Raw genomic sequence first — 25,942 nt, 5'->3', positions numbered from 1 at the left:
CTCTTACTTTCTGTCATAAGAGCCGCTCGTCATTTGAGTAGAATAACTACACATCATTCCTCGTTTCGCGAGCACGTGCTTGCCAGAACGAACAAAATCTAATCTCGAAACGTCAACACGCCCTAATCCCCCTTAAATAGCTTGATCAAAAACACAGTTGTTAATTTCAGTCTCATGCTTTGCCGCCAATCGGGGTAGACTATGGCGTAAGAACGTCCCAAGGCGTCAATTATCCCAATATAAAAAGGTACCCACACCATGATAGGAACCCCCTACACCGAGGGCGCTCGACGCGCCATGTTGCTTGGCTGCGGTGAGCTAGGTAAAGAAGTCGCCATAGAGTTACAACGCTTAGGTGTTGAAGTGATAGGCGTTGATCGTTATCCCAACGCCCCCGCCATGCAAATAGCCCATCGCTCCCATGTGATCAATATGCTCGATGCCAAGGCCCTTCGCGCCGTTATTGAGCTAGAAAAACCCCACTTAGTAATCCCCGAGATTGAAGCCATTGCCACTCAGACCTTAGTTGAGATGGAGGCCGAAGGCCTCAATGTGGTGCCGACCGCGCGCGCAACTAAGCTCACTATGGACAGAGAAGGCATTCGTCGCCTCGCCGCCGAAACCTTAGGTCTGCCGACCTCGCCCTATTTCTTCTGTGACACTGAAACCGAGTTTAATCAAGCCATTGGCAAGATTGGCGTACCCTGCGTGGTCAAACCCGTGATGAGTTCATCGGGCAAGGGCCAAAGTGTTATCCGTGATGTATCCCAAAGCGCCAAAGCTTGGCAATACGCCCAAGAAGGCGGCCGCGCGGGCGGTGGTCGCGTTATTGTTGAAGGCTTTATTCCCTTCGATTACGAAATCACCCTATTAACTATTAGTGCAGTGAATGGTATCCACTTCTGCGCGCCAATTGGCCACAGACAAGAAGACGGCGACTACCGCGAATCATGGCAGCCTCAAGCCATGTCGGCCGACGTGCTGGCAAAATCCCAAACAATCGCCAGCAAAGTGGTGGAAGCCCTCGGCGGTTACGGCTTATTTGGGGTAGAACTGTTTGTGAAGGGCAGTGATGTGTACTTCTCTGAAGTCTCGCCTCGTCCGCACGATACCGGCTTAGTCACTTTAATTAGCCAAGATTTATCCGAGTTTGCACTGCATGTCAGGGCGATTCTTGGCCTGCCGATCCCGAATATCCACCAACATGGCCCCAGCGCCTCAGCGGTAGTATTGGTGGAAGGCAAATCGAAAAACATTCGCTATCAAGGTCTTGCCGATGCCTTGGCGGCGGAGAATACTCAGCTCAGATTATTCGCTAAGCCTGAAATCGATGGTCGCCGCCGTTTAGGGGTTGCCCTCGCCCGCGATAAAGATATCGAAAGCGCAGTCAACAAAGCGCTGGATAGTGCATCTAAGGTAAAAGTGATTTTCTAGGCATGAATGCTTAACAACTTGTCGCCAATACCTTGGCGATAATGACTGCGCCCAGCCTGTTGCTGGGCGCGTTATTAAGGCATCAAAGCCGAGTTAACAGCCATATCTTATCCAGCCAAATTGATTTCGCGTCTAATGCAAAAGCCTGATGCAATCCAAGGTGGTTTTGAGGCATAGTAGCCCTCTATTTGGCACAATCCACGCTAGGCTTTTACTCTTATCCCATGGATTTACGCAGTTGTTATTCCACTCTCTTTCACTCTAAGCGCTTTCACTCTAGACGCTTTCAGTCCAAGCACTTTGAGCTCAAGCGCTTTGAACCCAAGCGCTTTGAGCCCAAGCACTCAAAATCCTTGCAAGCGATACATCGCACCCTTTTCCTTTTGCTCAGGTTATCCCAGTTACTGGCGTTATCCTTTGGCTTAGTTTTCCTTAGTGCCTGTCAGCCTGCGAATCAAGATACATCGAGCATCAAAACAGCCACCGCCGCCCCGCGTGAATTAAGCCAAGAGGTGTATGTTTGGCAGCGGCAATGGCGCGATGCCAATCAAAGCGCCTTGGTCGAAAGCCAAAACACCTTTAATGGCGTTCGCATCCTAGCATTGCAAGCCCATCCCAAACCCAATGGCGCGGATATCTGGTTTGAAGTGCAGGTCAACCATACCTGGTTACAGGCCGATCCTCGCCCTAAAGTGGCGGTGATAAGATTAGATGGCCAACTAACGCGCCTAAATAATCGCGAAGCTCTCCAAAAAATCCTCGCGCTCATTCAAGACTGGCAGGCAAAGGGCACAAGGCTTGCGGGAATTGAAATCGACCACGATAGCGCCAGCAGTAAACTCGCGGCCTATAACGCTTTTTTACGCGAGTTAAAAAGCCAATTACCCCACTCGCTAAAACTCAGTATTACTTCATTGCCTGCTTGGATGAGCAGCCCAGAGTTTCCGCCGTTGTTTGACAGTATCGATGAGCTGGTACTGCAAATTCACAGTGTCAGCGACCCACGTTTAGGGCTGTTCGACGCCACCCAAGGTTGGCAATGGGTCGAGCAGCTGTCACGGTTAGCTAAGGTGCCCTATCTCATCGCCCTGCCCTCCTACGGCTCGGCGGTGTATAGCACGGCAGCGGGTTATCGAGTGGAGAGTGAAGTGCCGATGCAAATGCCTTTGGTAGACACTGCATCTTCGCAGCATCTTGCGCGTCAAGAGCTGATGGCCGATCCACAGGTGTTGCAGTCCTTTGTAAAAAAACTGCACACCTTTGCCGACCCAAAGCTTAAGGGGATAATTTGGTTTAGATTACCCCTCGAAGGGGATAAACGGGTTTGGCCACTCTCGACCCTGATTGCCGTCGCCAAGCAGCAACCACTCGCCCCGCAGATTGAGCTAGAAATCTTAAGCCAAGCCAATACCGAGTCGCCCCAACAGGAGGCGCCGGGAAGCCGCTTATTTCAACTGGTGTTAGTCAATAAGGGCAATCTTGCGGGCAAGTTACCGAGCCAGTTGTCCCTAGCGGCGCAGGCGTGCAGCGGGTATGATGCGCAAAACGGTTATCAAGCCAAATTAACCCAAGGAATATTAGTGTGGCAGTTACCGCAAGCCACCTCAACGGAGCGCGCAGCCGCACCAACCTCCACGCAGTTTGCGCCGAATTTAATCTCAGCGGTCGAGCTAAGCCCAAATGGACGCAGAGTCATAGGCTGGGCACGTTGTGAGTCATTACATTTACAGGGAATTTATGCGCCATAAGTCAAATTCATTGCCAGCGAAGGCTATTCCACGCTGGAAAACCAAATTAAAACAAACCAGCCTGATTGGGTTAAGTCTCTTCTCCCCTGTGCTATTAGCCTGTGGCCCCGACTTCCCATTACAGTTGACTCAAGACAGGCAAAATAACCTAAGTTATTTACCGCAAACCAGTTTTAGCCAGCAGCTAAGCGGTTTAGCCAAACCACTAGCTTGGCAGTTTCAGGGGGCGCCAGCGGCGCAGGAGTATCTTTGGGATGAGGCACACAGTCGCTATCTTTCCCAGACTCGCGCTTATGAAAACAGTGAGTTATCCGAGGCTCAACTTGCGCAAGTTAATAGCCTGCGTGATGCACAAAGCTTGGCTGAGGCCGAGCAACTGGCGTCGCAGTTAAAAGAGAGCTTAGCGCCCGCCTTAACCTGGTACAGCCTTGGCGCCATGGCGTTTGATGCCAAAGAGTACGATAAAGCCAGCGATTACTTTAAAAAAGTCATCGCCCTACCTGAGAGTGAGCGTGCGGGCCGCAGCCTGTGGGCGCTGTATAGCTTGTCTCGTATCGAGCTGATTAAGAGCAAAACCGCCAACGATAATAGCCATTTTGTCCAAGCCAATGCTTACTTGCAGCAGCTACAAGCTGAGGTGACTCAAGGCGCCGCCGATCCGCTGCGCTTGAGCTTAGCCGGCCTTGGCGAGCAGGCTTATATTCTGCTGCATCAAGGCCAAGCTCAAATTGAAGTCACTCGTGGGGAATATGAGCCGCCAAAAATTGATGTGGCCTTAAATCCCGCCACGCTGGATAAGATTATTGAGCTATATGCCACTCAATCGGCTGAGGGCGACAGCAGTGGCTATGATTCGCTGTTGATGTTAAGCCGCACCTTAATGGCGAAAGATATCACTGAGATTAAGCCCTTATTGCAGCAACCAAGTGTGCAGCAGTTGCTTATCGCCTACTGGCAGAGCAGCGCCAATGACTTCGCCTTTGATGGACAGCTTACAGAAATGGGGCAACAGGTCGCTAAAACGCTGACCGTCTTCCCAACCGATGGCCTCATGCTGAGCCAAGGCGATAAGTTAGCCGCGATTTATTATCAGTTGGGCGACTATGCCAGTGCCGAACGCCTCATTGCCCTCGCTAAACCCAGCGGCCTGACTTGGTGGCTCACGGCAAAATTAATGATGCAAAAGGGCGATCAAGCCCAAGCCGCCAAGGCCTATGCCGAAGCAGTGCGCCATTTTCCAACGGATATGAACGCTACTGCCGTAACTACCAGCCAACAGGATGCCCAGCAGCAGGCCATTGAAGCCGATGCCGAGCAAGCCACCTATTGCCGCATTCGCGCCGAGCAGGGCGTGCTATCCCTTGAACGGGGCGAATATGTCGATGCCCTAAGCCAACTGTTCACCAGTGGTGATGAGTATTGGCAGGATATTGCCTATGTGGCCGAGCGCGTGCTCACCACCGCCGAGCTTAAGCTGTTTATCGACGAGCATGTGCCGGTAATGAACTTCGAATATCCCAAGGACAGCGATTGGTACGACAGTGTCGAGCCACTCAACAATCGCCTGCGTTACTTATTAGGTCGTCGCTTACTGCGTGAAGGCGCGATTGCCGAAGCGCCTGCTTATTTCAGTAATCCCACACTCAATGCCAATGTGCAGGAGTATGGCAAGGCACTGACCACAGCCAAGAGTAGCAAGGGCATAGAGAGCGCCCGCGCCTATTGGTCTGCCGCCGAACTCGCGCGTCATCAAGGAATGGAAATCTTAGGCTTTGAATTAGCGCCGGATTATTCGATTTATGCTGGAATGTTCGACCTAAGAGATTGGTATGCAGTGGATAAGCTCAGTGATAAAGAGCAGCAACGCATCAGTGCCAGCCAAGCGATTCCCGACAAACGTTTCCACTATCGCTACCAAGCCGCCGAACTAGCAAGCAAGGCCGCCGATCTCGTGCCCCACAACAGCCAAGCCTATGCGGCGTTATTGTGCCAAGCCACAGGTTGGGTGTTATATCGCGATGATGAACTCGCCCAACGCTACTATAAAAAATACGTCGCCAACGGCCCCTTTGTGCCTTGGGCGGAGAATTTTGGTACTCAGTGTGAAACCCCAGACTTTGACCGCGCCGTCGAACGGGAAAAAGCCAACCAAATCGCCGAGTGGAATGCGATTTACCACAAACTGAAAAAGCCCGTGGCCGTTAGCTTTGCCATCATAGCCACCCTACTCGGCGCTTACGCGTGGCGCAGAAGAAAGCGTAAACAGTAAAAACACAAAGCGCCTTTCTTATATCACCAAAGAAAGGCGCTAAAGCTAACTGCCTGATAATTTGCCATTAGGTATGCAGGAGGAATTGTCACTGCTTCCCCAGTGACACGCCGCCTCTTTATTTAACAAGAGTTGTCCCTATAGGCTCGACGGCGGCATCTGCAACACATGGAAGTGTAAATGCCGCGTTCACATGGATGTGAAAGAGCGGCCATGCCGCCAACGGTAACAGTTGCAACAATGCCAACCCTAACTATCCCTCTAGCTGCTCGTTCAGCTAAAAAGATATTGCCCCCTTTCGTGTTTCGGCTCGTTATCTCAATCGAAAATACCTACTCTTGTTGCCATACAAAATCTCATCCATTTATCTAGTGTTTGACCTTACCAGAAATCGGCTAACAATGTATGGGTATACAGTCATATTTAAATTTAGGTGTTTTGGTATGATTTTTAGACAAAATCAGTGCGCACTAATTCCATCCGCAATAAATAAAACTCTATAAAATCAGGTGAATATAGTAACTGAATTTTAGTTAATAGGTTTGGAAAACGCGCATTCGCGTTTTCCCAGATGGTATATTTAATCGGAAGCTGATAAGTTCATTACAATACAGATAGTTAACTGTGTTGGTCCAGCAACGTTAACCATTATCGCGCATGCGCACAGATAAAATGTTAGAAGAAAAATGAATATTAGAACATTCTTACTAGGTTTGATAATTGCCAATTCATATGCATATGGGGCAGATATGAGAGATATCCTTGGGAAAAAAATAACACTTGATTCCTTAAACGAAATGTTCCAGAACATAAAAAATGAAACATCATGGAATATATCTGGCCCCATGCTCTGGGGGTATTTCTTTACACATCACGAACCACAGAAATTAGAGCAAGCAGCCGAAGTATTAATAAAACAAGGATATAAATACGTAGATATATACTTGTCTGATAAAGATGATCCTAATGAGCCAGATATCTATTGGTTACATGTAGAAAAGGTTGAAATTCATTCACCTAAGACACTAGATAAAAGAAACGATGAACTATACATCTTTGCAAATAAGTATGCTTTGGATAGCTACGATGGAATGGATGTTGGACCTGTGAAGCAATAGTGCATCTAATATAAGTTGCCCAACCGTCTGCTATAGCTCACTTGGCCTCGTTTCGGCTCTTACTATTTTGCAAAAGATAAATCCCTAGATATTTTAATCCGAATTTAACGAGTTAGAGTTATTGAGATAACTCATTTATATCCCAAAGTGAGCTCATGAATCACTCTACACCAGACTGATTCACGCGAGCCGCTAAAATCCGTACCAATCCACCGTTTGCGGCGATTCTGGGACGGTTTTTTCCTTCAAGATGAATCAAATCTCCAGAGAACTGATTCATGCCCCTGTTATGCGTATTCCGACTGGAGATATTGAGTGTTGGTTGGTTTGTTGCCAAACGAAGCATTGTTATTAGAAGAGCTAATCCGAATCAGGCTAAGAAGGGTGAATAATCTAGTAAGGTTTTGTCCCAAAAGCGTGCTATGTATTTCTTTAAAACTTACAGATTACGCCGATGCTAAATAGGTGAGCCGTGGAGGTTTGCGAGACGACCGTCCGCCCCACGGACGGGGCGGTCGAGCATCCAAGGATGGACTTGCTGCGTGTCGGTGAGCGAATACCATGGCAAGCCAGTGCTAGTGGTTTCGCCAACGAAAATACGAGATTAGTGCAAATTAATCTCGTAGTCATAACTTTCCTAAAGCTATTTCCAACTTTGAATGCATTAAACTCAACGCATTTTTAGCCCAAATCGTACTGCGCTCTTTTAAATGTGGGTTACTTTAATTCAGAAAAGATGAACTAGAGTAATTTACGAGATTAAAATCAGAGTCAAAACATCCCTCAAATAACACCTAGCATATTGCAAGGTGTTCTATTTTATGAAGTATCATTTAGTCTAACCGCGGGATCACGATAAGATTTACTTCTTTTATCTCAGAAAAAACCACTGAATCAGCGGATAAAACCTCTGTAAAAGGTGATGACGTAAGCACGGCTGATTTTACAGCTTCATTAAGTTTAATAACCTTGCTAGGTTCTAACATTTTATAACTAATGACATTAGCGCTTTGATCAAGATGAAAGTTAACTTTTACAGTTTGATCTTTAAATGATTCATCAAATTCAAGATTGGATTGAATTTTGAGCTTTATTAACTCTGCACACTCATTTACGGTTTGGCAGGAGCTTGGCACCCTGATCTGATGAGCACAGCCATTTAAAGCAAATCCCAACATACATACCAATAAGGTTCTATACATAACATTCCTTGTTCATATTATTTGCTATTTACACAATTACGAATATCCCCTTGGAGAAAGGACTTAAGATTTGCCGTTGCGATATTAAGTAGGTTCTGCCGTGCTTCTTTGGTCGCCCAAGCATTGTGGGGGCTGAGACTGATATTTGGTGCTGTTAGTAGCGGATTATCTGCACTCGGTGGTTCGGTTGAGAGAACATCGACGCCAGCAAAAACTTTGCCCTGCGTTAATGCGGCCGCCAGCGCCGCCTCATCGATTAAGCCGCCGCGTGCGGTGTTGATCAGTAGCGCCTGCGGCTTCATTAATTCGAGGGTTTGGGCATTAATCAGCTCGGTGGTCTCAGGGGTAAGTGGACAGTGGAGCGAGAGAATATCGGACTCCTTAAATACCGTATCGCGGGATGTCCAACTCACACCTTGGGGTAAATCACGGGGTTCGGAGCGGGTATTGACTAACACCTTCATACCGAAGGCTAAAGCGAGTTTAGCCACCTGCTGACCAATATCCCCATAACCAATCAAGCCTAAGGTTTTGCCTTTGAGGGATTGCAGCGGCATTAAGGTAAAACAAAAGTCACTGCAATTGCTCCATTGCCCTGCGGCAACGGCTTGATGGTGCGCCGCAACCGCTTGCGTGTGATGCAAAATATGGGCAAACACCATTTGTGCGACGGCATCGGGACCATAGGCGGGCACGTTGGTGACCACTATGCCTAACTCTTTTGCGGCGGCAAGATCTACCACGTTAGTGCCAGTGGCGAGCACGCCGATATATTTAAGCTTAGGCAGTTGGGCTAAGGTGTTGGCATCGAGGGGCGTCTTGTTGGTGAGCACAATTTCGGCATACTGAGCGCGGGGGATAATCTCCGCCGAGGGCGTGCGAGCAAAACAGCTAAATTCCCCTAATGCGCTGACCGCTTGCCAGGTTAGATCCCCAGGATTTAAGGTTTCACCATCGAGTACGACTATTTTCATCTTTACCTCTTAACTGCGTTTGCGCCTTGCCCATAAAGCAGGAAAATTAAAAACTGAGTTTGACCCCAAGATTGGCTTGCACTTGCCACATTACATCCGATGTGACATGCCATAAGCATTGGTCTTCATTACAAAAAAGTGAGGTGTCACTGTCAATAAAGGTCGCGTAGCCACGCAGATCCGCAAACAACGCAAAGTTTTGCATCATACGATATTCGACGCCACCACCAATACCCATGGAGAAACGGGTTTCCGTTGACCAATCATCGGGCATCATCCGAGTAACCCCGGCACTGGCGGTAATGTAGGGCTGAAAATCGCCACTTGGGAAGAATAAAGTGCCGCCAAGGTGGATATAGTCCACATCTAAGGAGGCGACTAAGTCAGGGGTAAACAGGCCACCGCTTTTCAGCTCGGAGGATTGGCGACTGTAAAGCAGATAAATATTGCCGGGATCGTTAGTGCCAATCCCTAACATGAGGCCGTAATGGCTCGCCTCTTCGATACCCACACTCTGCTTATTATTGGTTTCAGCGTTGTTCGCATCGAGTTCATTGATATCGAACGAGCTGCCGCCAAAGCTGTAACCACCGTAGGGGGCGACAAACAGCTCGGGTTCGGCATAGGTTGGCAATGCGAGGGTTAGAGGTAATAAACCTGCAATCACACTTAATCGGTTAACGTATTTCATCTTAATCCCTTATCTATCGTTATTATTCCTTGCGTCGACAACGTTAACCGAAGCATTAGCGCATGCCGCGCTCCGATTTCACTCTGTCGTACGCAGCTTGGATATCCTGCGCCTTACGATTGGCAATTTCCATCATCTCGGGTGGTAACCCCTTAGCAACCAATTTATCGGGATGATGTTCATTCATCAACTTACGATAAGCCCGCTTGACCTCTTGATCCGTCGCCTCGGCATTAATGCCGAGCAAATGATAGGCGTCGGTAATCGAGGTTTTATTTCCATTAGAGGTTTGGTGGAAACGGTATTCCGCTTGCCAACGTTTCAGTAATTCATCGAGTTGCCCACGACCATAACCTAACTCTTGGGCCACCGTCATCAGAATTGCATGTTCTGCGGCATCGAGCTCACCGTCCGATAGGGCGGTTTGAATTTGGATCTCGATAAACATTTGCACCAGTTCTTGACGGCCTTGGGTCACGGCGCGAAAGGCTTGCAGGCTGCTACGCAGGTCAAAGTCGGGCTCTTTACCCTCACGGAACGCCTGCTGCGCCTCTTTACGGGCTTCACCCGTTAAGCGCATCTGATCCATCAACATAGTCGCGATACGAATATCGGTTTCAGTCACTCGACCCGACGCCTTGGCCACATGGCCCATCACGGCGAAGGTGGTGTTAAAGAATATTCCCTGTCGATTCTTGGCTTGACCTAAGATCTGACTAAAACTGGCGCCACCACCAGCGCGCTTGTCGTAGAGATGCCCAAGCCATAAGCCCAGCAGAGCACCGAAAATACGGCCAAACATAAACCCGATAACAAATCCAAAAAACTTACCCCAAAGGCGCATCTTAATTCCCAATTTGATAATTTATTCAGTCACTCAATCGACATCGCGAGTGAAACCGTTAAGTCAGGGCGCTAAACATTAGGCGATATGCCATTACGCTAGCGCTGACTCTAATGCTTGCAGACGCGCAATCGTCCCAACATCGCACCAGAGTCCATTAAAGTGTGCCCCGGTGATCAGGCCATCGGCCATCTTAGCCCGCAGCAAAGGCCCAAGGGCAAAGGCACCATCCGGCGTGCCGTCAAATAATGATGGGCGATATAAGCCCATGCCAGAGAAAGTGTATTTTTGCTCACCCTGTTCACGTACAAGGCCCTGTTCTAAGGCAAAGTCGCCGTTAGGATGTTGCTCGGGATTCGGCACCAACCATAAATGCGCCAGAGCTGTATCCGCTAAGGGGACAATCGTCGGCAAGGCATCGATAAACACATCACCATTGAGCACTAAAAACGGTGCATCCGAGTCGCCATCCGTCATCAGCAGAGGCAAGGCTTGTTTAATTCCGCCACCGGTCTCGAGTGCCGATGCTTCGGCGCTATATTGGATCTTGACCCCAAAGGCATGACCATCGCCTAAGGTTTCGACCAGCTTATGCCCAAGCCAAGCGTGATTTATCACGATATCCACGATACCCGCCGCCGCTAACTTCTCGATATGGTACACAATCAGCGGCTTACCTAACACCGGTACTAGGGGTTTTGGTAAAGAGTCAGTCAATGGGCGTAAACGCTCTCCCCTGCCTGCCGCCAGGATCATCGCCTTCATTGCTTGTCTCCCGGCTGAGTATCCTTTCCCTTGGCCGCAAACGCAGGCACAACGCGCGATTGCACCCAAGCGGAAAATGGTGCCAACTCAGGATAAACACTGGCAATATCCACAATGTAGGACAAGGTTAACGGAATATCGGCCATATAGGCGGGCTTGTTATCACGATAGTGTAAACGGGCAAAAATACCCGCGGCCTTGATATGGCGCTGCAGCCCCATTAAATCAAACCAAGTTTGGTACTGGGTAAAGGATGTCTGCGCCGGAATTTGCCCTAACTCAAGCACTTGCTGATAATGCTGCTGCATTAATTCCAGCACCATGGTTTGCGGCCAACGGATATAGCAATCCCGCAGTAAAGACACAGCGTCATAGGTCACAGGGCCTAACACCGCATCTTGGAAATCAATCACGCACAACTCGCCCTCTTTGAGCATCAAGTTACGGCTATGGAAATCCCGGTGCATCCCCACCTTTGGCTGAGCGAGGGCATTTTCTACTAAGAGGCCAAAACTCTTCTCCAGCAGTAAGCGTTCCTCATGGCTAAGTTCGAGTTGTAAATGCCTCTCTAACAACCACTCAGTAAAGATCTCCAGCTCGCGGCGCACAAACGCCTCATCATATAAAGGCAAGGGCTGCGTGTTGCCTGTGACAGGATCAAAGCTCTCAACCACTGAGGCCACTTGAGGCAATAATGCCAATGCGCGGCGGTAATAATCGGCGACATTATCGTCAGTAAGTACAGACAATAACTGGGTATCCCCCAGATCGCTCAGAAGCATAAAACCTTGCTCGGCATCGGTAGTAATCACTTTTGGAACTGTCAGTCCCGCCGCCGCATAGCTACTAGCGAGGGCGATAAAAGGCGCGATAGGCACTAAGGCGGGCGGAGAATCGGCGACAATATAGCTAGCATCACGCGCAACGACGCGGAAATAGCGTCTAAAACTAGCATCACCCGAAATCAATATCGGGGTCACATCATAGGAAAAATAACGGTTCAGCCACTGATTAAGGGAAATAAATCTCGGATCGGATAAAGTCATTTCATGGCTCTTATAGAAAAATTGCTTTATTATAGCTGGCATATAATTTGGAAACAGCTAAGAAATTGAGAGATTTATTTGCTGCGTTGCACTTGTAGTTTGCAACTTTCCCCGTCGATACTTGTCCAGACTAAGAAATCATTATTATTGACCTAAGATGCAGATCCGTTACCTTCTGGCCTTGAGCCTGTTACCTAAATTAGTCCTGGCAGACGAATCTCCCGCAACCTCAGCATCACAATGCCTAATCGAACCGCCAGTACCTCGTATCGTATCTCAACCGGGGTTGAGTGCGGCTGAACAAGCAAAAATTCGAATAGCTTCAGACCGCTCAAAAGCTGAAATGGGTAAGCAAGCGATTTTTACCGGTGATGTGGTCTTCAGCCAAGGCGATAGACACATCGCTGCCGATGAAGCCATCCTCGATCAAGCCACAGAACAATTTGATGCTAATGGCAACTTAGTCTTCCAAGACAGCAATTTTACCGTTACCGCAGATTCGCTACAGGCGCAAATGCGCAGCAATCGTGCCACCCTCAAAGGCGCACAGTATTGGCTGCACGGGCAACAGGTGCACGGTGATGCAGAAAAACTGCAAATCACCATAAACAACAACCTGATTTTAACCAATACGAACTTTACCACCTGTCCGCCTGACAACGTCTCTTGGTTGCTTGAAGCCGAAAAAATTAAGATCAACAGCGAAGAAGAATGGGGCGAGATCTGGAATGCCAAGCTGCGAGTGGCCGATATTCCGGTATTCTACATCCCTTATATGACGGTTCCGGTTTCAGACAAACGTAAAACAGGCTTCCTCTATCCAAGCTTTAGCACCAGCACCACCAACGGTTTTGAGGTGTCAGCGCCCTACTATTGGAATATTGCACCGGAATACGACCTGACATTTACGCCAAACTATATGACTAACCGCGGGTTATTCACTAAAACTGAGTTTCGTTATCTCGCGGGTGAAGCTCAAAATGGCCGTTTGAATTTTGAATATCTAGGCAGTGATCGAATGATCGGTGGCAGCCCAAATCGTTACCTGTATAACTGGCAACACCAGGGGGCTATCGATAAAAACTGGCGAGTATTGACTAACTTTACTGAAGTTTCGGATAACAACTATTTCAACGATTTAAAGTCTGATGTTAACCGTGCGACCGATAACCAATTATCACGGATTGGCGAAGTGAGTTACTTCGAACGTGATTGGGATATCAGCACTCGGGTGCAGGATATTAAAGTACTGGGCGAAGATGAAAAGCCATACCAAGTCATGCCACAGGTTAACTTTAACTACCGTGCCGCCGACTTTTGGAACAACTTGGACTTTGGTTTTAACTCAGAGCTGACCAATTTTGCCCACCAAGATGACGATGTAAACACGGCAACCCGTTTGCATATGGCACCCAGCCTAACACTGCCAATCCATGGTCCTTCAGGCTCACTGACTAGCCAATTAAAGTTAATGCAAACTAACTATTGGCAGGACAAAAATAACACTAAATTTGATACCTTAGATGACACTGTGAGCCGTACCATTCCTCAGGTGCGTATCAACGGACAAATCAACTTTGAACGTTTTACCGAGATATTTGAGCAAAATTATCGCCAAACACTCGAACCTCAATTCCAGTATCTGTATGTAGGTTATGAGGATCAACGGGCCATTGGTATTTACGATACCGCCCAATTGCAGGACGACTACTTTGGTCTATTCCGGGATCGCCGCTTCTCTGGCCTTGACCGTATCGCCGATGCCAACCAAGTGACTCTTGGTATTACAACTCGTTTCTTCGATGATCACAACCAAGAAGCGACCAAATTCAGTCTCGGACAGATCTTCTATCTTCAAGACAGTAAGCTAGGCTATGAAGATAATATTTTTGAGCAAAATCAATCAACTTCAGTATTGGCGGCCGAGTTAGATACTCGTTTAAGCCAAGACTGGTATTTAGGCGCAGCCATTCAGTACGATACCAACACCAGTGACAATAAAAAGACCGAAGTCACCTTAGACTTCCGTCCTGAAGCCAACAAACTACTGCAATTAAGCTATCGTTATGTACCCGATCTACTGAACTCCAACACTAACGATTTGGTTAATATCTCCCAAGCAGGTGTTCGCGGAGCTTGGCCTATCAATGACAGCCTCTATTTTGTTGGCAACTGGTACTATGACCTCAACGAGAGTCGTAGCATAGAAACCTATACAGGTTTCCAATATGAATCATGCTGTTATGCAATCCGCCTCAGTTATCACTATCGCATTAAAACCAACTACGATGACAACATCGGCTCAGCCATTATCGATGAGCGCGAGCAATTTGAGCGTGGTGTGTACCTCAACTTAGTCATCAAAGGGCTCGGTGGTTCTGGTCCATTAGGTGTAACGGATATGCTCAATGATGGTCTGTTTAACTACAGAAAACCGCTTTATCTGAGGAATTAGCAAAGAATTGTGGTAGATTGCTGAACCTCAACAAGGACTGAGAGTCCAAACAAGTTAATGAAAGCTGTGCGTTCACCCAATAACTGAATTGAGTGACGCATCTTTTAAGAGTTACCAACAAAAGAACATTTAGGCAACTCACTGTAATTTCGATATAAATGGTAAAGTTAACTTAAATAAGCCGTCGAATCTGACCTTAGAACGTGCCAAGGATTTTGTGGATGAAACCCAGTAAACATCTGATTTTTGCTTTATTTGCACTCGCTATCAGCCAGCCAACCATGGCAGCTCCCCAGCCACTCGACCGTGTTGCCGTTCAAATCAACGACGGTATTGTGCTCGAAAGTGAAATCACCAATATGATTGACACGGTTAAAGCCAATGCTAAGGCCGCGAATCAATCGTTACCCTCCGACAGTGCACTGCGCACCCAGGTTATCGAGCGATTAATTTTGACTCGTCTGCAATTACAAATGGCGGATCGCATTGGTCTACATATTGGTGACCTACAGTTAGACCAAGCCATTGAAAACATTGCGCGCGAGCAAAAAATGACCGTTGCGCAAATGCAGCAAAAAATTGAAAGCGAAGGCTTAAGCTTCAGCCAATACCGCGAGCAACTACGTGAAGAAATCACCCTAGGTGAAATTCAACGTATTCAAGTACAACGCCGTATCCAAGTTTCACCGCAGGAAATCACCGGCCTTGTAAAACTGATCCAAGAACAAGGTATGAAGGACGTCGAATACCAAATCGGCCATATCCTTATTGATGTTCCGAGTAATCCCACCAGTGAACAACTCGAAGCGTCAAGCAAACGCGCCAGCGCCGTGCTTGAACGTTTAAACAGTGGTGAGGATTTCCGCCGCACCGCTATCGCTTCTTCATCAGGCCCCAAAGCGCTTGAAGGCGGTATCTGGGATTACATGAACATCAACGAGATGCCAACCCTGTTTGCTGAAGTCATTAATGGCGCCAAAAAAGGCGATATTATCGGCCCAATTAAAAGCGGTGCTGGCTTCCATATCATCAAGATTATGGATGCTCGTGGTTTACAAACCAAAGAAATTGAAGAAGTGAGAGCGCGTCATATCCTGCTCAAGCCATCGCCAATTCTGTCGGAAGATCGCGCTAAGGCCATGTTAGAACAGTTCCTGAAGCAAATTCGTTCAGGCGAAGCTAAATTCGAAGATTTAGCCCGTCAATACTCTGAAGATCCGGGTTCAGCGACTAAGGGGGGCGAGTTAGGTTGGGCAGAGCCAGGTATTTATGTGCCAGAATTTGCGCAGACACTTAATAGTTTAAGTCCTGATCAGATCAGTGAGCCTTTCCGTACTACCCACGGCTGGCATATCACTCAGTTAGAAGAGCGTAGAAAAACCGATGCCACGGATCAATTTAATACTAACCGTGCGCACCAACTGATTTTCCGTCGCAAATTTAACGAAGAACTGCAAAACTGGCTAGACGAAATGCGTGCCGACGCATACATTGAAGTCTTTCAGCCTGAGTCTAATCGAGGTTAAGGTAAATTGACCACTAAACGTATTGCCGTTACCCCCGGAGAACCTGCGGGTATCGGCCCCGATTTAGTCGTGCAACTGGCTCAGCAGGCTTGGCCTGCTGAGTTAGTCGTTTGTGCGGATCCTGAATTGTTAGCCAGCCGGGCTAAACGACTTGGCCTTCATGTTACCTTTCGCCCCTATTTGCCTGATCAGGCCCCAAAACCTCAAGCAGCAGGTACGCTGACAATCGCCCCCTTCAAGCTCGTCACTGAAGCCGTTTGTGGGCAACTTGATGAGCAAAATAGTACCTATGTGGTTGAGACTCTGCGTTACGCAGGTGAAAAAAACATGAGTGGCGAGTTTGATGCCGTTGTCACCGGCCCAGTGCATAAGGGGATCATCAATCAAGCAGGGATTTCCTTTAGTGGTCACACCGAGTTTTTTGCCCATCAGGCTAACTGCCCCGATGTAGTGATGATGTTAGCAACTCAAGGTTTACAAGTGGCACTGGTGACCACTCATATTCCACTGGCTTATGTTGCTAAAGCTATTACACGCCAACGCTTACATCATATTATCAAGATTTTACACGCTGACCTTATCAGCAAGTTTGCCATTGCTTCGCCCAAGATTTATGTCTGTGGCTTAAATCCCCATGCGGGTGAAGATGGACATTTAGGGCGTGAAGAGATCGATGTGATTATTCCCGCTCTCAATGAACTACGTAATGAGTTTCAAATGAACATTGTCGGCCCCCTCCCTGCCGATACCCTGTTCCAACCTAAATATTTACAGGACGCGGATGTCGTCTTGGCCATGTACCACGACCAAGGTCTACCCGTTCTAAAGTCACAAGGATTTGGCAAATCGGTAAACATTACCTTGGGTTTACCTTATATCCGTACCTCGGTTGACCATGGTACGGCGCTCGATCTTGCGGGAACTGGCAAAGCCGATATCGGCAGTTTTGTCTGCGCCTTGAATAAAGCCATTGAGTTATCCTCAAAAAACTAAACGATTAGATATTAATGAGTAGCAAAGTACATTTAGGCCACACGGCCAGAAAGCGTTTCGGACAAAACTTCTTAACTGATAACAATGTGATTAACCGCATTGTGGGTGCGATCGCCCCCGATAACGACCATGTGATGGTAGAGATCGGCCCAGGCCTTGGCGCTTTAACGGAGCCAGTCGCCTCCTCGATAGACAATCTCACAGTAGTGGAGTTAGACCGCGATTTGGTTGAGCGCTTGCAGCATCACCCAGTACTTAAGGATAAGCTCACCATTCATCAGGGCGATGCATTGCAGTTTGATTTTAGTCAGTTGGTTGTCCCAGGTAAAAAACTCAAAGTTTTTGGTAACTTACCTTACAATATTTCAACTCCGTTAATGTTCCATCTGTTCGAGTTTGCCGAACTGATTGAAACCATGCACTTTATGTTGCAGAAGGAAGTAGTACTGCGTTTATCTGCAAGTCCAGGCACGAAAGCCTATGGCAGATTAACGGTTATGGCACAATATTTTTGCCAAGTGGTCCCCGTACTCGAAGTACCACCCCATAGCTTTGCACCGCCACCGAAAGTGGATTCAGCGGTAGTGCGCCTTTTGCCCTATGCTGAAAAACCCTTCCCCTGTAAAGATGTGAATGTGCTACGCCAGCTATGTACCACGGCATTCAATATGCGCCGCAAAACACTGCGTAATAATCTCAAACAAGTGTTAAGTGATGAAGAGTTCGAACAGTTAGGTATCGATCACAACCTGCGTCCAGAACAAATCTCCGTTGAACAATATGTTGCAATGGCGAATATGGTATGTGATAAGCAGGCTTAAGCAGTTAAGTTTGATGGGCACCTAGGTGCCCAATATCATTGTAGGAACTCACATGAGCGTATTGGATAACTCTATCCGAGTCGAAGTCAAAACCGAGTATATTGAACAACAATCCTCGCCAGAGGATCAGAAATACCTCTTTAGCTACACTATCACCATTATCAACCTCGGTGAGCAGACCGCAAAACTCGAAACCCGTCACTGGATCATTACCGACGCGAACGGCAAAATGACTGAAGTACAAGGTGCAGGAGTAGTCGGCGAAACCCCAAGCATTCCACCCAATACCGCCTACCAATATACCAGTGGCACAGTACTCGATACGCCTCTTGGCATTATGTATGGAACTTATGGTATGGTCAGCGAATCTGGCGAACGTTTTAAGGCAACCATTAAGCCCTTCCGTTTAGCGACCCCTGGTTTATTACACTGATTTAATTTAAGAAAGGATACTGTGGCCCATTATTTTGTTGGTGATGTCCAAGGCTGTTTTGCCGAACTCCAAAAATTACTTGCTAAAGTCGACTTTAATCCATCCCGCGATGAACTGTGGGCGGTGGGTGATCTTGTCGCTAGAGGCCCAGATTCATTAGCGACACTGCGCTTTTTTCAATCTCTAGGTGATGCGGGTAAAACGGTTCTCGGGAACCACGATCTGCATTTACTGGCCCTGCATGGCAAACTTAAGCGGGATAAACCCAGTGATAACCTCACACCACTATTAAACGCACCGGATATTTCGAGCCTTATCGACTGGCTTAGGCAGCAACCCCTAATGCGGGAGTTGCCAGAACATAACGTCATCATGACCCATGCTGGCGTGCCACCGCAATGGTCATTAGAACAATTAAAGCAAGAATCCCAACTAGTTAGCCAAGCCCTACAGCAAAATGATTATCTCGATGCTCTCATTCGCCAAATGTATACCGACACTGCAGAACGTTGGGACCCAAGTGCTATTGGTATAAATCGGCTGCGATTTTGTATTAATGCGTTGACCCGCATGCGTTATTTGTATATCGATGGTCATTTGGATTTTGATTGTAAACAGCCACCAGAAAATTGCAGTAATCCACAGCTTCGCCCGTGGTTTGAATTTACATCGGCGTTACGCCAAAGTCACACCTTAGTGTTTGGACATTGGGCTGCATTGATGGGAAAAGTGAAAGATCCTAAGTTAAAAGCACTCGATACAGGCTGTTGCTGGGGAGAACATCTCACCCTATGGCATCTTGAAAAAGACCAAAAAATTACCCAAAAAAAGTTAAAAAAGAGTTAAACTAACCTTAACTTTGGTCGATAAACGACAGTGCGTCTAAGCCCTGAATTTAATAATCTTTTCATTCGGAATAATATAATAATAACCGGAGTATCCTATGAAAGTTAATGTAGCCACCCGAGTCATTGGCGGGTTTAGCATAGTCACGCTTTTACTTGTGTTGTTAGGATTTACCTCTTACCTGACAAACATTAGCCTCAAAGATAGTTCGGCGATGATGCAAGAACTCAGCCTACCAGCCCTAAAATCGACCAATCATTTAACCGAGTCCCTAAGTGAGCAACAGCGTCAAGTATTAATCGCTTACCATGCCCCAAAATCTCGGCTCATTCCCGATATCCGTAAAGTATTTAACGACCATAGCGCCCAGTTTAAAAATGAGATCAGCAATCTCAACCAGCTTGTTCAAAAGCAAAACAACTTGTCATCATTGATTTCTCAATTAAATACAAGCTTTTCTACCTTTGAGCGGGATAGTTTGGCCATGCTTACCGAGCGAGAAGCCGCGTTAAGCAAACAAGAACAGCTTATCAATTTAAAAAAGAAACTCGAAAATGCCGCCGATGATGCCTCATCGGTACTGCTCGATATTATCGATTTAGAAAATAGCCAAAACCCTGATGCCCAGAGTCTTGCAGCTTCAGCCAGTGCAATTGATAGCAGCATGGGGAATATCATCACCACCATTGCTGATTTGGTGACAAACGAAGAAATGAGTAAACACGAACTCATTTCCAAGGAACTTGATTACATTCTTAGCGAAAGCAAAAATAAGCTCGAATACGTTAACCGCCATGCGCAGGGTATTATTGAAGCTGATACCTTAGAATCGATTAACCAAGATATTAAAAAAGTACTGGCACTCCTCGAAGGCTCAGATTCTATGGTGCAACTCAAAGCGAGCCAGCTGAACCACGCACTGGCGGCATCGAATCAACTCAGCATTATTGAGAAAGACGCTAAAATCATCGATCGTAACATGGAAGAAGTGAGCAATAATATCGAAGCGGTTGCGGCACAAATGAGCCAAGAAACCATTGCTCAAATTGATGCAGCCAGTATCCGCACTATGATTGTGGTGCTTATCGCAATTGTTGTCGCCGTTATTATCAGCTTTGCCGTAGTCACGCCCCTAAAACGCTCGCTGAACCAAGTAAACAATGCGCTGAATGTGCTCGCTTCAGGTAATTTAACCCATAAATTAGATGATTCAGGTCACGATGAGTTTGCTGAACTTGCCAAAAACTGTAATCGCTTGGTCGATAGTTTACGCGGCTTAATTGCGGGTATTTTAGATCGTTCAAACCAGCTTGCCGCCGCAGCTGAACAGACCTCTGCAATCACCGCACAAACCACCACGGGTATCCAAGAACAAAAGAATCAAGTCGATCAAGTGGCTACTGCAACGACAGAATTAAGCTCCAGCGCGCAACAAGTGTCGATGAGTGCCGATGATGCACTCGCACAAATTAAACAAGCTGATCAAGAAGCTAAGCATATGCGTGCTATTGCCGAGGAAAATAAACACACTATTCTGGCCTTAGCGGAAGAAGTGGCTAAAGCGGGCCAAGTGATTAACAAGGTCCAATCGGATAGCGCCTCAATTGGCTCGATTTTGGATGTGATCCGCGGCATTGCCGAACAGACGAACCTATTGGCATTAAACGCGGCCATTGAAGCCGCGCGGGCGGGTGAACAAGGCCGTGGCTTTGCGGTCGTCGCCGACGAAGTAAGAAGCCTAGCATCAAGAACCCAAGTCTCGACCCGTGAAATTCAACAAATGATTGAGGTATTGCAGCAAGGGGCACAGCAAGCAGTGGCTGCGATGGATATGGGCCGTGCCCAAGCCAATGCCTGCGTAGCAAAAACAGAACAAGCCAACCTTGCCCTAGAGACCATCAGCCAGTCGGTGCATAAAGCCTATGATGCAGGCACTCATATTGCCCACGCCGCGCAGGAACAAAATTTAGTAAGCCAACAAGTGTCTGAAAAACTAGAACATATTGCAGCAATTTCGGAAGAGACCGCGATTGGCGCAGATCAAACCGCCCAATCAAGCCACCAAGTGGCTAAGCTTGCCGAAGAGCTACAAGCTTCTGTCGGTGAATTTAGAGTGTAAGCAAACACTCAGGTATAAATAGGGTCGCTGTCGCGGCCCTTTTCTTTGGCTTGCGCTTTCCCTTGAACTAGGTTATCAGGCTATACCGCAGCCAAATGCTATAAATGCAATTTCGGAACTCAGCTCAATATTCGGTAAAAACGGCCTAAACGACACCCATAAAAAATGCCGAACTGAGTTCGGCATTTTTTATGTATTATTCTTTGTCTATGTAAAAGCACGCGAGAAAATGATTAAACAGGCTATTACTCTTCTTCACCGCCTGCGCCTGCACCTAAACGCTCTTTAACCGCTGCAGTGATAGGACTGGCACTATGACCATTTGCCTCAGCCCAAGCTTGGATAGTCATGCCATCCGCTTCTGGTACGCTTAGCTCGTTGGCGGATAACCGCTTAGCAACAAACTCACCTGCATCATTCGCATTCACGGCATAGGCGGTACGTAGTAAGCTTTGGCCGTCACAACTAATTCCGCTGTAAACTTGGCGCAATTTAACACGACTTTCTTTTAATTTTTTACGTAAGCGGTTTTTATCGTTCGCTTTAACGTAATCACAAATACTCGCAACAAGCGGATCTGCTTCATTCGCTTTAGCCGAGGTTGGCACAGAAACATAGCTAAATCCGATTAGTGCAGCCAAGGCTACAGGCATTAGACGCATCCGATACTCCTTAATACTTTCTTATAATTTTTTTATGGTTTGTATGGTCTGCGTCTATATCTAACGATAATTGACCTCTCAGGTCCAGATAGCTCTCGATAACACAGTTATCTCAGCCTACTGGCGCCTAGCCGGTATAATACCTTCGACATATTGACAATCCATACGCACAGGGTACACAACATAACGACATAATTTAACATTTTTTTGCCAAATTGATAAAGCGATATTCCAGCCCATCAGCATTTATAGCCGCTACGGATTCGGTTTCTTGCCACTCATCATTTTTCCAAGCAGGGAAAAAGGTATCACCTTCAACGTCTAAGTTAATTTGAGTTAGATAGAGCCTATCGGCTTGGGGTAATAGCTGTTGATACAATTGTCCACCGCCAATGACCACCAACTCTTCACAATCGCCAGCCGCCTCTTTGGCAGCTTCAAATGATGTGACACAGGTTACACCCTCGATCAATAAATCCGCTTGGCGAGAAATCACAATATTATGACGCCCAGGTAAAGGTCGACCGATTGATTCAAAGGTTTTACGGCCCATCACAACTGGCTTACCTAAGGTCATGGCTTTAAAATGGCGTAAATCTTCGGGTAGATGCCATGGCATTTTATTGTCTTTTCCGATGACTCGATTGTTTGCCATCGCGGCTATCATAGCAATGCGCATGGTCACTCCTGTGGAATTGTTTTTATTTAATAACTGGACGGGTTCTAAAGTACAACAAACTCGGCAAGGCTAAACCAACCGATAGTGCCCCTAGAATAAAGACTGTTTTTAACCCATTACTAATCACTTGGCCTGTTAGCTCTTGGCTTACCTGCGATTGTGCCGTGAGTTGCACTAAGGCAATCACAGTATTGAATGCATAAGTACCTGGGATCATGGGGATAATGGCAGCAACTGCATACATCAACGGCGGCGCTAAATGACGCTTTGCAAACCCGATTGTAATAGTGCCCACTAAGGCCGCAGCGGCAAAGGTCGCCCACTCAATGGGTAAGCCAAATTGCAGCATAAGTGTGCGAGAGCTATGACCAATTGCGCCAGCTAATGCACAGTAGACTAAAAAGCGTTTAGGTACATTAAATACCATGGCAAAGCCGATGGCAGGGATCGCTGAAAAAAAGGCATCGTGTAGCAAAATAGTCAGTAATTCCATCACAGAAAAATACCACCAAGTTGCATTGCGATTGTAATCCCAATGACCGAAGAAACCGTCAGTAATGTTGCATGTCCCCAACGGGAAATGCCCACGTTCATATGCCCCTTAACCATATCAGAAATCGCATTGATCATTGGGAATCCCGGCACCAGCATTAATACACTGGCCGCCATAGCCGCCTGCGGAGTCTCACTCAAGTTGAATACATAACCCGTCTGCGCCAACATGCTAGTGACAAATGCCGTCACCGCAAAATTCACCAGCAAATTAAAATGCCGCTTTGCAATCGCAAGGCGCACCGACATTCCCACTGCAGAGGCGAAAAAGGTAATAATAGAAGCCGCGACATCACCATTAAAGAGATGACAAAAACTCGCGCAGGATAAGCCTATCATCAATATAACAAGATAAGGAGGATAGGTCTTAGGCTCGATGCGGGCTAAACGTTTGCGCACTTCATTGGGGCCATAGAGGCCTTTTTCTGCAAGTAAACAAATACGTTGTAACTCACACACTATGGTCATGTTAATGCCATGCTCACGGATCCGACGCGTTGTCGTGATACAGCGACCATGAACTAAACTCGTTAACACGAGGGAATTGGAGGAAATAGAAAGCTCGATACTTGCTAAGCCTAAGGCCTGACCTAGGCGCTGGCTGATTTCTTCAACTAAATCAGATTCAGCACCGTAGGCCAGCAAGAGTTGTGCAACTCGCACAACTTGCCGAGTAATATCATTTTGAGTATCTGCGTACACGAAACTCTCAAAACTTAGATATGGATATTATCTTTGGTAGATGACTTCAACATCGTAGTCATCATCATCAAAGTCATCGTCGAAGTCATCATCATAATCTTCATTGACGGACTCAATGTTAGCTTGATGATAATTATCCCACTTGAATTCGACTTCATCGTCTGGATTTGCATCTTTATCTTCAGGAGGAAGACTTTGGATGAAATCCCACAGCTTAGTCGCTAATTCCTTAGTACCATCGCGGCCATAGGCGGAAATAGTGTAGACCTCACCTTCCCAACCAAGCTCTTTAACAACTCGGTCAACCTTTTCTTTTAGCTCGTCTTCGAGCAGTAGATCGGCCTTATTGAAGACTAACCAACGAGGTTTGCTTGCCAGTTTTGGCGAATACTTTTCAAGCTCACCGACGATTGCACGGGCAGAGTCGACAGGATCTGTGCCATCAATTGGCTCGATATCGATGATATGTAACAGAATACGGCAACGTTCTAAATGCTTTAAGAAGCGAATACCCAGACCCGCACCTTCTGCCGCGCCTTCGATCAAACCAGGAATATCTGCGATCACATAGCTTTGCCCTGGACGTGGGTTAACCACACCGAGGTTAGGCACTAATGTCGTAAAGGGATAATCCGCAACCTTAGGTGTCGCACGAGACACTGCACGAATAAAGGTCGATTTACCCGCATTAGGCATACCAAGCAAGCCAACATCGGCTAACAACAGCAGTTCTAATTTTAAGCTACGCACTTCACCCGGAGTACCTAAGGTTTTTTGGCGTGGCGCACGGTTTGTACTGCTCTTAAAGCGAGTATTACCTAAACCATGGAAACCACCTTTTGCCACTAATAACTTCTGGCCATGGGTAGTTAAATCACCAAGCACTTCCTCGGTATCATGATCAATCGCACGAGTACCCACAGGTACTTTTAAAATCAAATCTTTACCGCTATGGCCGGTACAATCACGGCCACGACCGTTTTCACCGCGCTCAGCCATGTGGAAACGTTCAAAACGATATTCAATCAAGGTGTTGAAGTTTTCGTCGGCCTCCAGATACACACTGCCGCCGTCACCACCATCACCACCATCAGGACCACCATCAGGGATATATTTTTCGCGTCTGAAACTCACGCAACCGCTACCGCCGTCGCCTGCTTCGACCCTAATTACTGCCTCATCGACAAACTTCATACTTACTCCTGGCATCACTGAATGAAGGAATTATACCGTTTAACTTCATCGGTCGCCAAAAAACTCGAGATACTTGCTCCCAATCTTACCAGTCAACGCCCTTAATTTGATAAAGATTTATCAAATCGCTCCAGAAACGTAGGTAAGTAGAAGCACAAAAAACAGAAAGCCCCACCAAAGGCGGGGCTTTACAGTATAAGCTAGACTCGAAAATTAAGCTTCGATGCTAATAAACTTACGGTTATTAGGACCTTTAACTTCGAATTTTACTTTACCGTCGGTCAGAGCAAACAGAGTGTGGTCGCGACCAATACCCACGTTTACACCAGCGTGGAATTTAGTACCACGTTGACGAACGATAATGTTACCAGCTAGAACTGATTCACCGCCAAAGCGCTTAACACCTAGACGTTTACTTTCTGAATCACGGCCGTTACGAGTAGAACCGCCAGCTTTTTTATGTGCCATGAGTTAGACTCCTATTATGCGTTGATAGCAGTAATTTTAACTTCGGTGAACCACTGACGGTGGCCCAACTTCTTGTCGTGGTGCTTACGACGACGGAACTTAACAATAGTTACTTTCTCGCCACGACCATGACTTACTACTTCAGCAACGACTTTACCGCCAGCCACTAAAGGAGCACCAACGTGCACTTTTTCACCGTCAGCGATCAGTAAAACTTGATCGAATTCAACAGTTGAACCAGTAGCAACTTCTAATTTTTCTAAACGAACTGTGTGGCCAGGGGCTACACGGTGTTGTTTACCACCACTTTGAAAAACAGCGTACATAGCTATTTTACTCCGATATTCCTAACATGCTGGCCCACATTCTTGGGGGCAGGATGCTACAAAAACTTTATTGAC

25 protein-coding genes are annotated in these 25,942 nt (G+C 47.0%); 11 read left to right on the top strand and 14 right to left on the bottom strand.

Features of this window, described 5'->3' with window-relative positions:
• The first annotated feature begins 258 nt into the window (after nucleotides 1–258).
• From purT to IEY09_RS01645, 4 genes are all read left to right on the top strand, one after another.
• Complete coding sequence (gene purT / locus IEY09_RS01660; protein ID WP_188869574.1) at nucleotides 259–1,434, top strand: formate-dependent phosphoribosylglycinamide formyltransferase; 1,176 nt, start codon at nucleotides 259–261, stop codon at nucleotides 1,432–1,434.
• A gap of 224 nt (nucleotides 1,435–1,658) precedes the next feature.
• Complete coding sequence (locus tag IEY09_RS01655; RefSeq protein ID WP_188869590.1) at nucleotides 1,659–3,182, top strand: DUF3142 domain-containing protein; 1,524 nt, start codon at nucleotides 1,659–1,661, stop codon at nucleotides 3,180–3,182.
• Nucleotides 3,172–5,451, top strand: a complete 2,280-nt coding sequence (locus tag IEY09_RS01650) for a tetratricopeptide repeat protein (RefSeq protein WP_188869572.1) — start codon at nucleotides 3,172–3,174, stop codon at nucleotides 5,449–5,451. The genes IEY09_RS01655 and IEY09_RS01650 overlap by 11 nt, the downstream gene beginning before the upstream one ends.
• A gap of 686 nt (nucleotides 5,452–6,137) precedes the next feature.
• Nucleotides 6,138–6,569, top strand: a complete 432-nt coding sequence (locus IEY09_RS01645; RefSeq protein ID WP_229777638.1) for a ribonuclease E inhibitor RraB — start codon at nucleotides 6,138–6,140, stop codon at nucleotides 6,567–6,569.
• Nucleotides 6,570–7,001: 432 nt separating this feature from the next.
• On the opposite strand, the gene IEY09_RS01640 is transcribed toward IEY09_RS01645, so the two are convergent.
• From IEY09_RS01640 to IEY09_RS01610, 7 genes are all read right to left on the bottom strand, one after another.
• On the bottom strand, nucleotides 7,002–7,199 hold the full coding sequence (locus IEY09_RS01640; RefSeq protein ID WP_162531797.1) for a hypothetical protein: 198 nt from the start codon (nucleotides 7,197–7,199) through the stop codon (nucleotides 7,002–7,004).
• A 203-nt stretch (nucleotides 7,200–7,402) separates the two neighbouring features.
• Nucleotides 7,403–7,771 carry a cell envelope integrity TolA family protein gene (locus IEY09_RS01635; protein ID WP_037421393.1) on the bottom strand — a complete coding sequence of 123 codons (369 nt, stop codon included), beginning with the start codon at nucleotides 7,769–7,771 and terminating at the stop codon, nucleotides 7,403–7,405.
• Nucleotides 7,772–7,788: 17 nt separating this feature from the next.
• Complete coding sequence (locus IEY09_RS01630) at nucleotides 7,789–8,745, bottom strand: D-2-hydroxyacid dehydrogenase (protein WP_188869570.1); 957 nt, start codon at nucleotides 8,743–8,745, stop codon at nucleotides 7,789–7,791.
• Nucleotides 8,746–8,791: 46 nt separating this feature from the next.
• On the bottom strand, nucleotides 8,792–9,436 hold the full coding sequence (locus IEY09_RS01625) for an outer membrane beta-barrel protein (RefSeq protein ID WP_011718023.1): 645 nt from the start codon (nucleotides 9,434–9,436) through the stop codon (nucleotides 8,792–8,794).
• Between the two features lie 55 nt (nucleotides 9,437–9,491).
• Nucleotides 9,492–10,280 (bottom strand): co-chaperone DjlA, encoded by a 789-nt coding sequence (djlA, locus tag IEY09_RS01620; RefSeq protein ID WP_011718024.1) that lies wholly within the window; start codon nucleotides 10,278–10,280, stop codon nucleotides 9,492–9,494.
• A 93-nt stretch (nucleotides 10,281–10,373) separates the two neighbouring features.
• Entirely contained in the window at nucleotides 10,374–11,045 is a 672-nt protein-coding gene (gene murU / locus IEY09_RS01615; protein ID WP_047535507.1) for an N-acetylmuramate alpha-1-phosphate uridylyltransferase MurU, read from the bottom strand.
• Nucleotides 11,042–12,133 (bottom strand): aminoglycoside phosphotransferase family protein, encoded by a 1,092-nt coding sequence (locus tag IEY09_RS01610; RefSeq protein ID WP_188869568.1) that lies wholly within the window; start codon nucleotides 12,131–12,133, stop codon nucleotides 11,042–11,044. Before IEY09_RS01610 ends, murU begins: the two co-directional genes overlap by 4 nt.
• Before the next feature lie 115 nt (nucleotides 12,134–12,248).
• On the opposite strand from IEY09_RS01610, the gene lptD reads away from it, so the two are divergent.
• The 7 genes from lptD (at nucleotide 12,249) to IEY09_RS01575 (ending at nucleotide 21,284) form a co-directional block, all read left to right on the top strand.
• The gene (lptD, locus tag IEY09_RS01605) at nucleotides 12,249–14,546 is read left to right on the top strand and encodes an LPS assembly protein LptD (RefSeq protein ID WP_188869566.1); all 2,298 of its coding nucleotides are present in this window, start codon (nucleotides 12,249–12,251) and stop codon (nucleotides 14,544–14,546) included.
• A gap of 221 nt (nucleotides 14,547–14,767) precedes the next feature.
• Complete coding sequence (gene surA, locus IEY09_RS01600; RefSeq protein WP_188869565.1) at nucleotides 14,768–16,072, top strand: peptidylprolyl isomerase SurA; 1,305 nt, start codon at nucleotides 14,768–14,770, stop codon at nucleotides 16,070–16,072.
• A 6-nt stretch (nucleotides 16,073–16,078) separates the two neighbouring features.
• Entirely contained in the window at nucleotides 16,079–17,065 is a 987-nt protein-coding gene (gene pdxA, locus IEY09_RS01595; protein WP_099457590.1) for a 4-hydroxythreonine-4-phosphate dehydrogenase PdxA, read from the top strand.
• A gap of 14 nt (nucleotides 17,066–17,079) precedes the next feature.
• Complete coding sequence (gene rsmA / locus IEY09_RS01590; protein ID WP_037421417.1) at nucleotides 17,080–17,886, top strand: 16S rRNA (adenine(1518)-N(6)/adenine(1519)-N(6))-dimethyltransferase RsmA; 807 nt, start codon at nucleotides 17,080–17,082, stop codon at nucleotides 17,884–17,886.
• A 52-nt stretch (nucleotides 17,887–17,938) separates the two neighbouring features.
• A complete protein-coding gene (gene apaG, locus IEY09_RS01585) occupies nucleotides 17,939–18,319 on the top strand; it encodes a Co2+/Mg2+ efflux facilitator ApaG/CorD (RefSeq protein ID WP_037421420.1) in 381 nt (126 codons plus the stop codon).
• Nucleotides 18,320–18,340: 21 nt separating this feature from the next.
• Entirely contained in the window at nucleotides 18,341–19,165 is an 825-nt protein-coding gene (locus IEY09_RS01580; protein WP_047535502.1) for a symmetrical bis(5'-nucleosyl)-tetraphosphatase, read from the top strand.
• Between the two features lie 97 nt (nucleotides 19,166–19,262).
• On the top strand, nucleotides 19,263–21,284 hold the full coding sequence (locus IEY09_RS01575; protein WP_037430780.1) for a methyl-accepting chemotaxis protein: 2,022 nt from the start codon (nucleotides 19,263–19,265) through the stop codon (nucleotides 21,282–21,284).
• Nucleotides 21,285–21,529: 245 nt separating this feature from the next.
• Here the strand turns inward: IEY09_RS01575 and IEY09_RS01570 are convergent, their stop codons facing one another.
• From IEY09_RS01570 to rplU, 7 genes are all read right to left on the bottom strand, one after another.
• The gene (locus IEY09_RS01570; protein WP_037426172.1) at nucleotides 21,530–21,946 is read right to left on the bottom strand and encodes a DUF3718 domain-containing protein; all 417 of its coding nucleotides are present in this window, start codon (nucleotides 21,944–21,946) and stop codon (nucleotides 21,530–21,532) included.
• 196 nt (nucleotides 21,947–22,142) lie between these two features.
• Nucleotides 22,143–22,625, bottom strand: a complete 483-nt coding sequence (gene folA / locus IEY09_RS01565; protein ID WP_037421431.1) for a type 3 dihydrofolate reductase — start codon at nucleotides 22,623–22,625, stop codon at nucleotides 22,143–22,145.
• Between the two features lie 22 nt (nucleotides 22,626–22,647).
• A complete protein-coding gene (locus IEY09_RS01560; protein WP_037421434.1) occupies nucleotides 22,648–23,121 on the bottom strand; it encodes a threonine/serine exporter family protein in 474 nt (157 codons plus the stop codon).
• On the bottom strand, nucleotides 23,118–23,879 hold the full coding sequence (locus IEY09_RS01555; RefSeq protein WP_037421437.1) for a threonine/serine exporter family protein: 762 nt from the start codon (nucleotides 23,877–23,879) through the stop codon (nucleotides 23,118–23,120). Before IEY09_RS01555 ends, IEY09_RS01560 begins: the two co-directional genes overlap by 4 nt.
• Nucleotides 23,880–23,906: 27 nt before the next feature.
• Nucleotides 23,907–25,073, bottom strand: a complete 1,167-nt coding sequence (gene cgtA / locus IEY09_RS01550) for an Obg family GTPase CgtA (RefSeq protein ID WP_037421441.1) — start codon at nucleotides 25,071–25,073, stop codon at nucleotides 23,907–23,909.
• Nucleotides 25,074–25,286: 213 nt separating this feature from the next.
• A complete protein-coding gene (gene rpmA, locus IEY09_RS01545; protein ID WP_007650346.1) occupies nucleotides 25,287–25,541 on the bottom strand; it encodes a 50S ribosomal protein L27 in 255 nt (84 codons plus the stop codon).
• A 14-nt stretch (nucleotides 25,542–25,555) separates the two neighbouring features.
• On the bottom strand, nucleotides 25,556–25,867 hold the full coding sequence (rplU, locus tag IEY09_RS01540) for a 50S ribosomal protein L21 (protein WP_011073451.1): 312 nt from the start codon (nucleotides 25,865–25,867) through the stop codon (nucleotides 25,556–25,558).
• Between the last annotated feature and the right edge of the window lie 75 nt (nucleotides 25,868–25,942).

This window comes from Shewanella xiamenensis (assembly GCF_014647135.1).
In the GTDB taxonomy this organism is placed as follows: Bacteria; Pseudomonadota; Gammaproteobacteria; order Enterobacterales; family Shewanellaceae; genus Shewanella; species Shewanella xiamenensis.
This window is presented reverse-complemented; position numbering and strand designations above follow the sequence as displayed.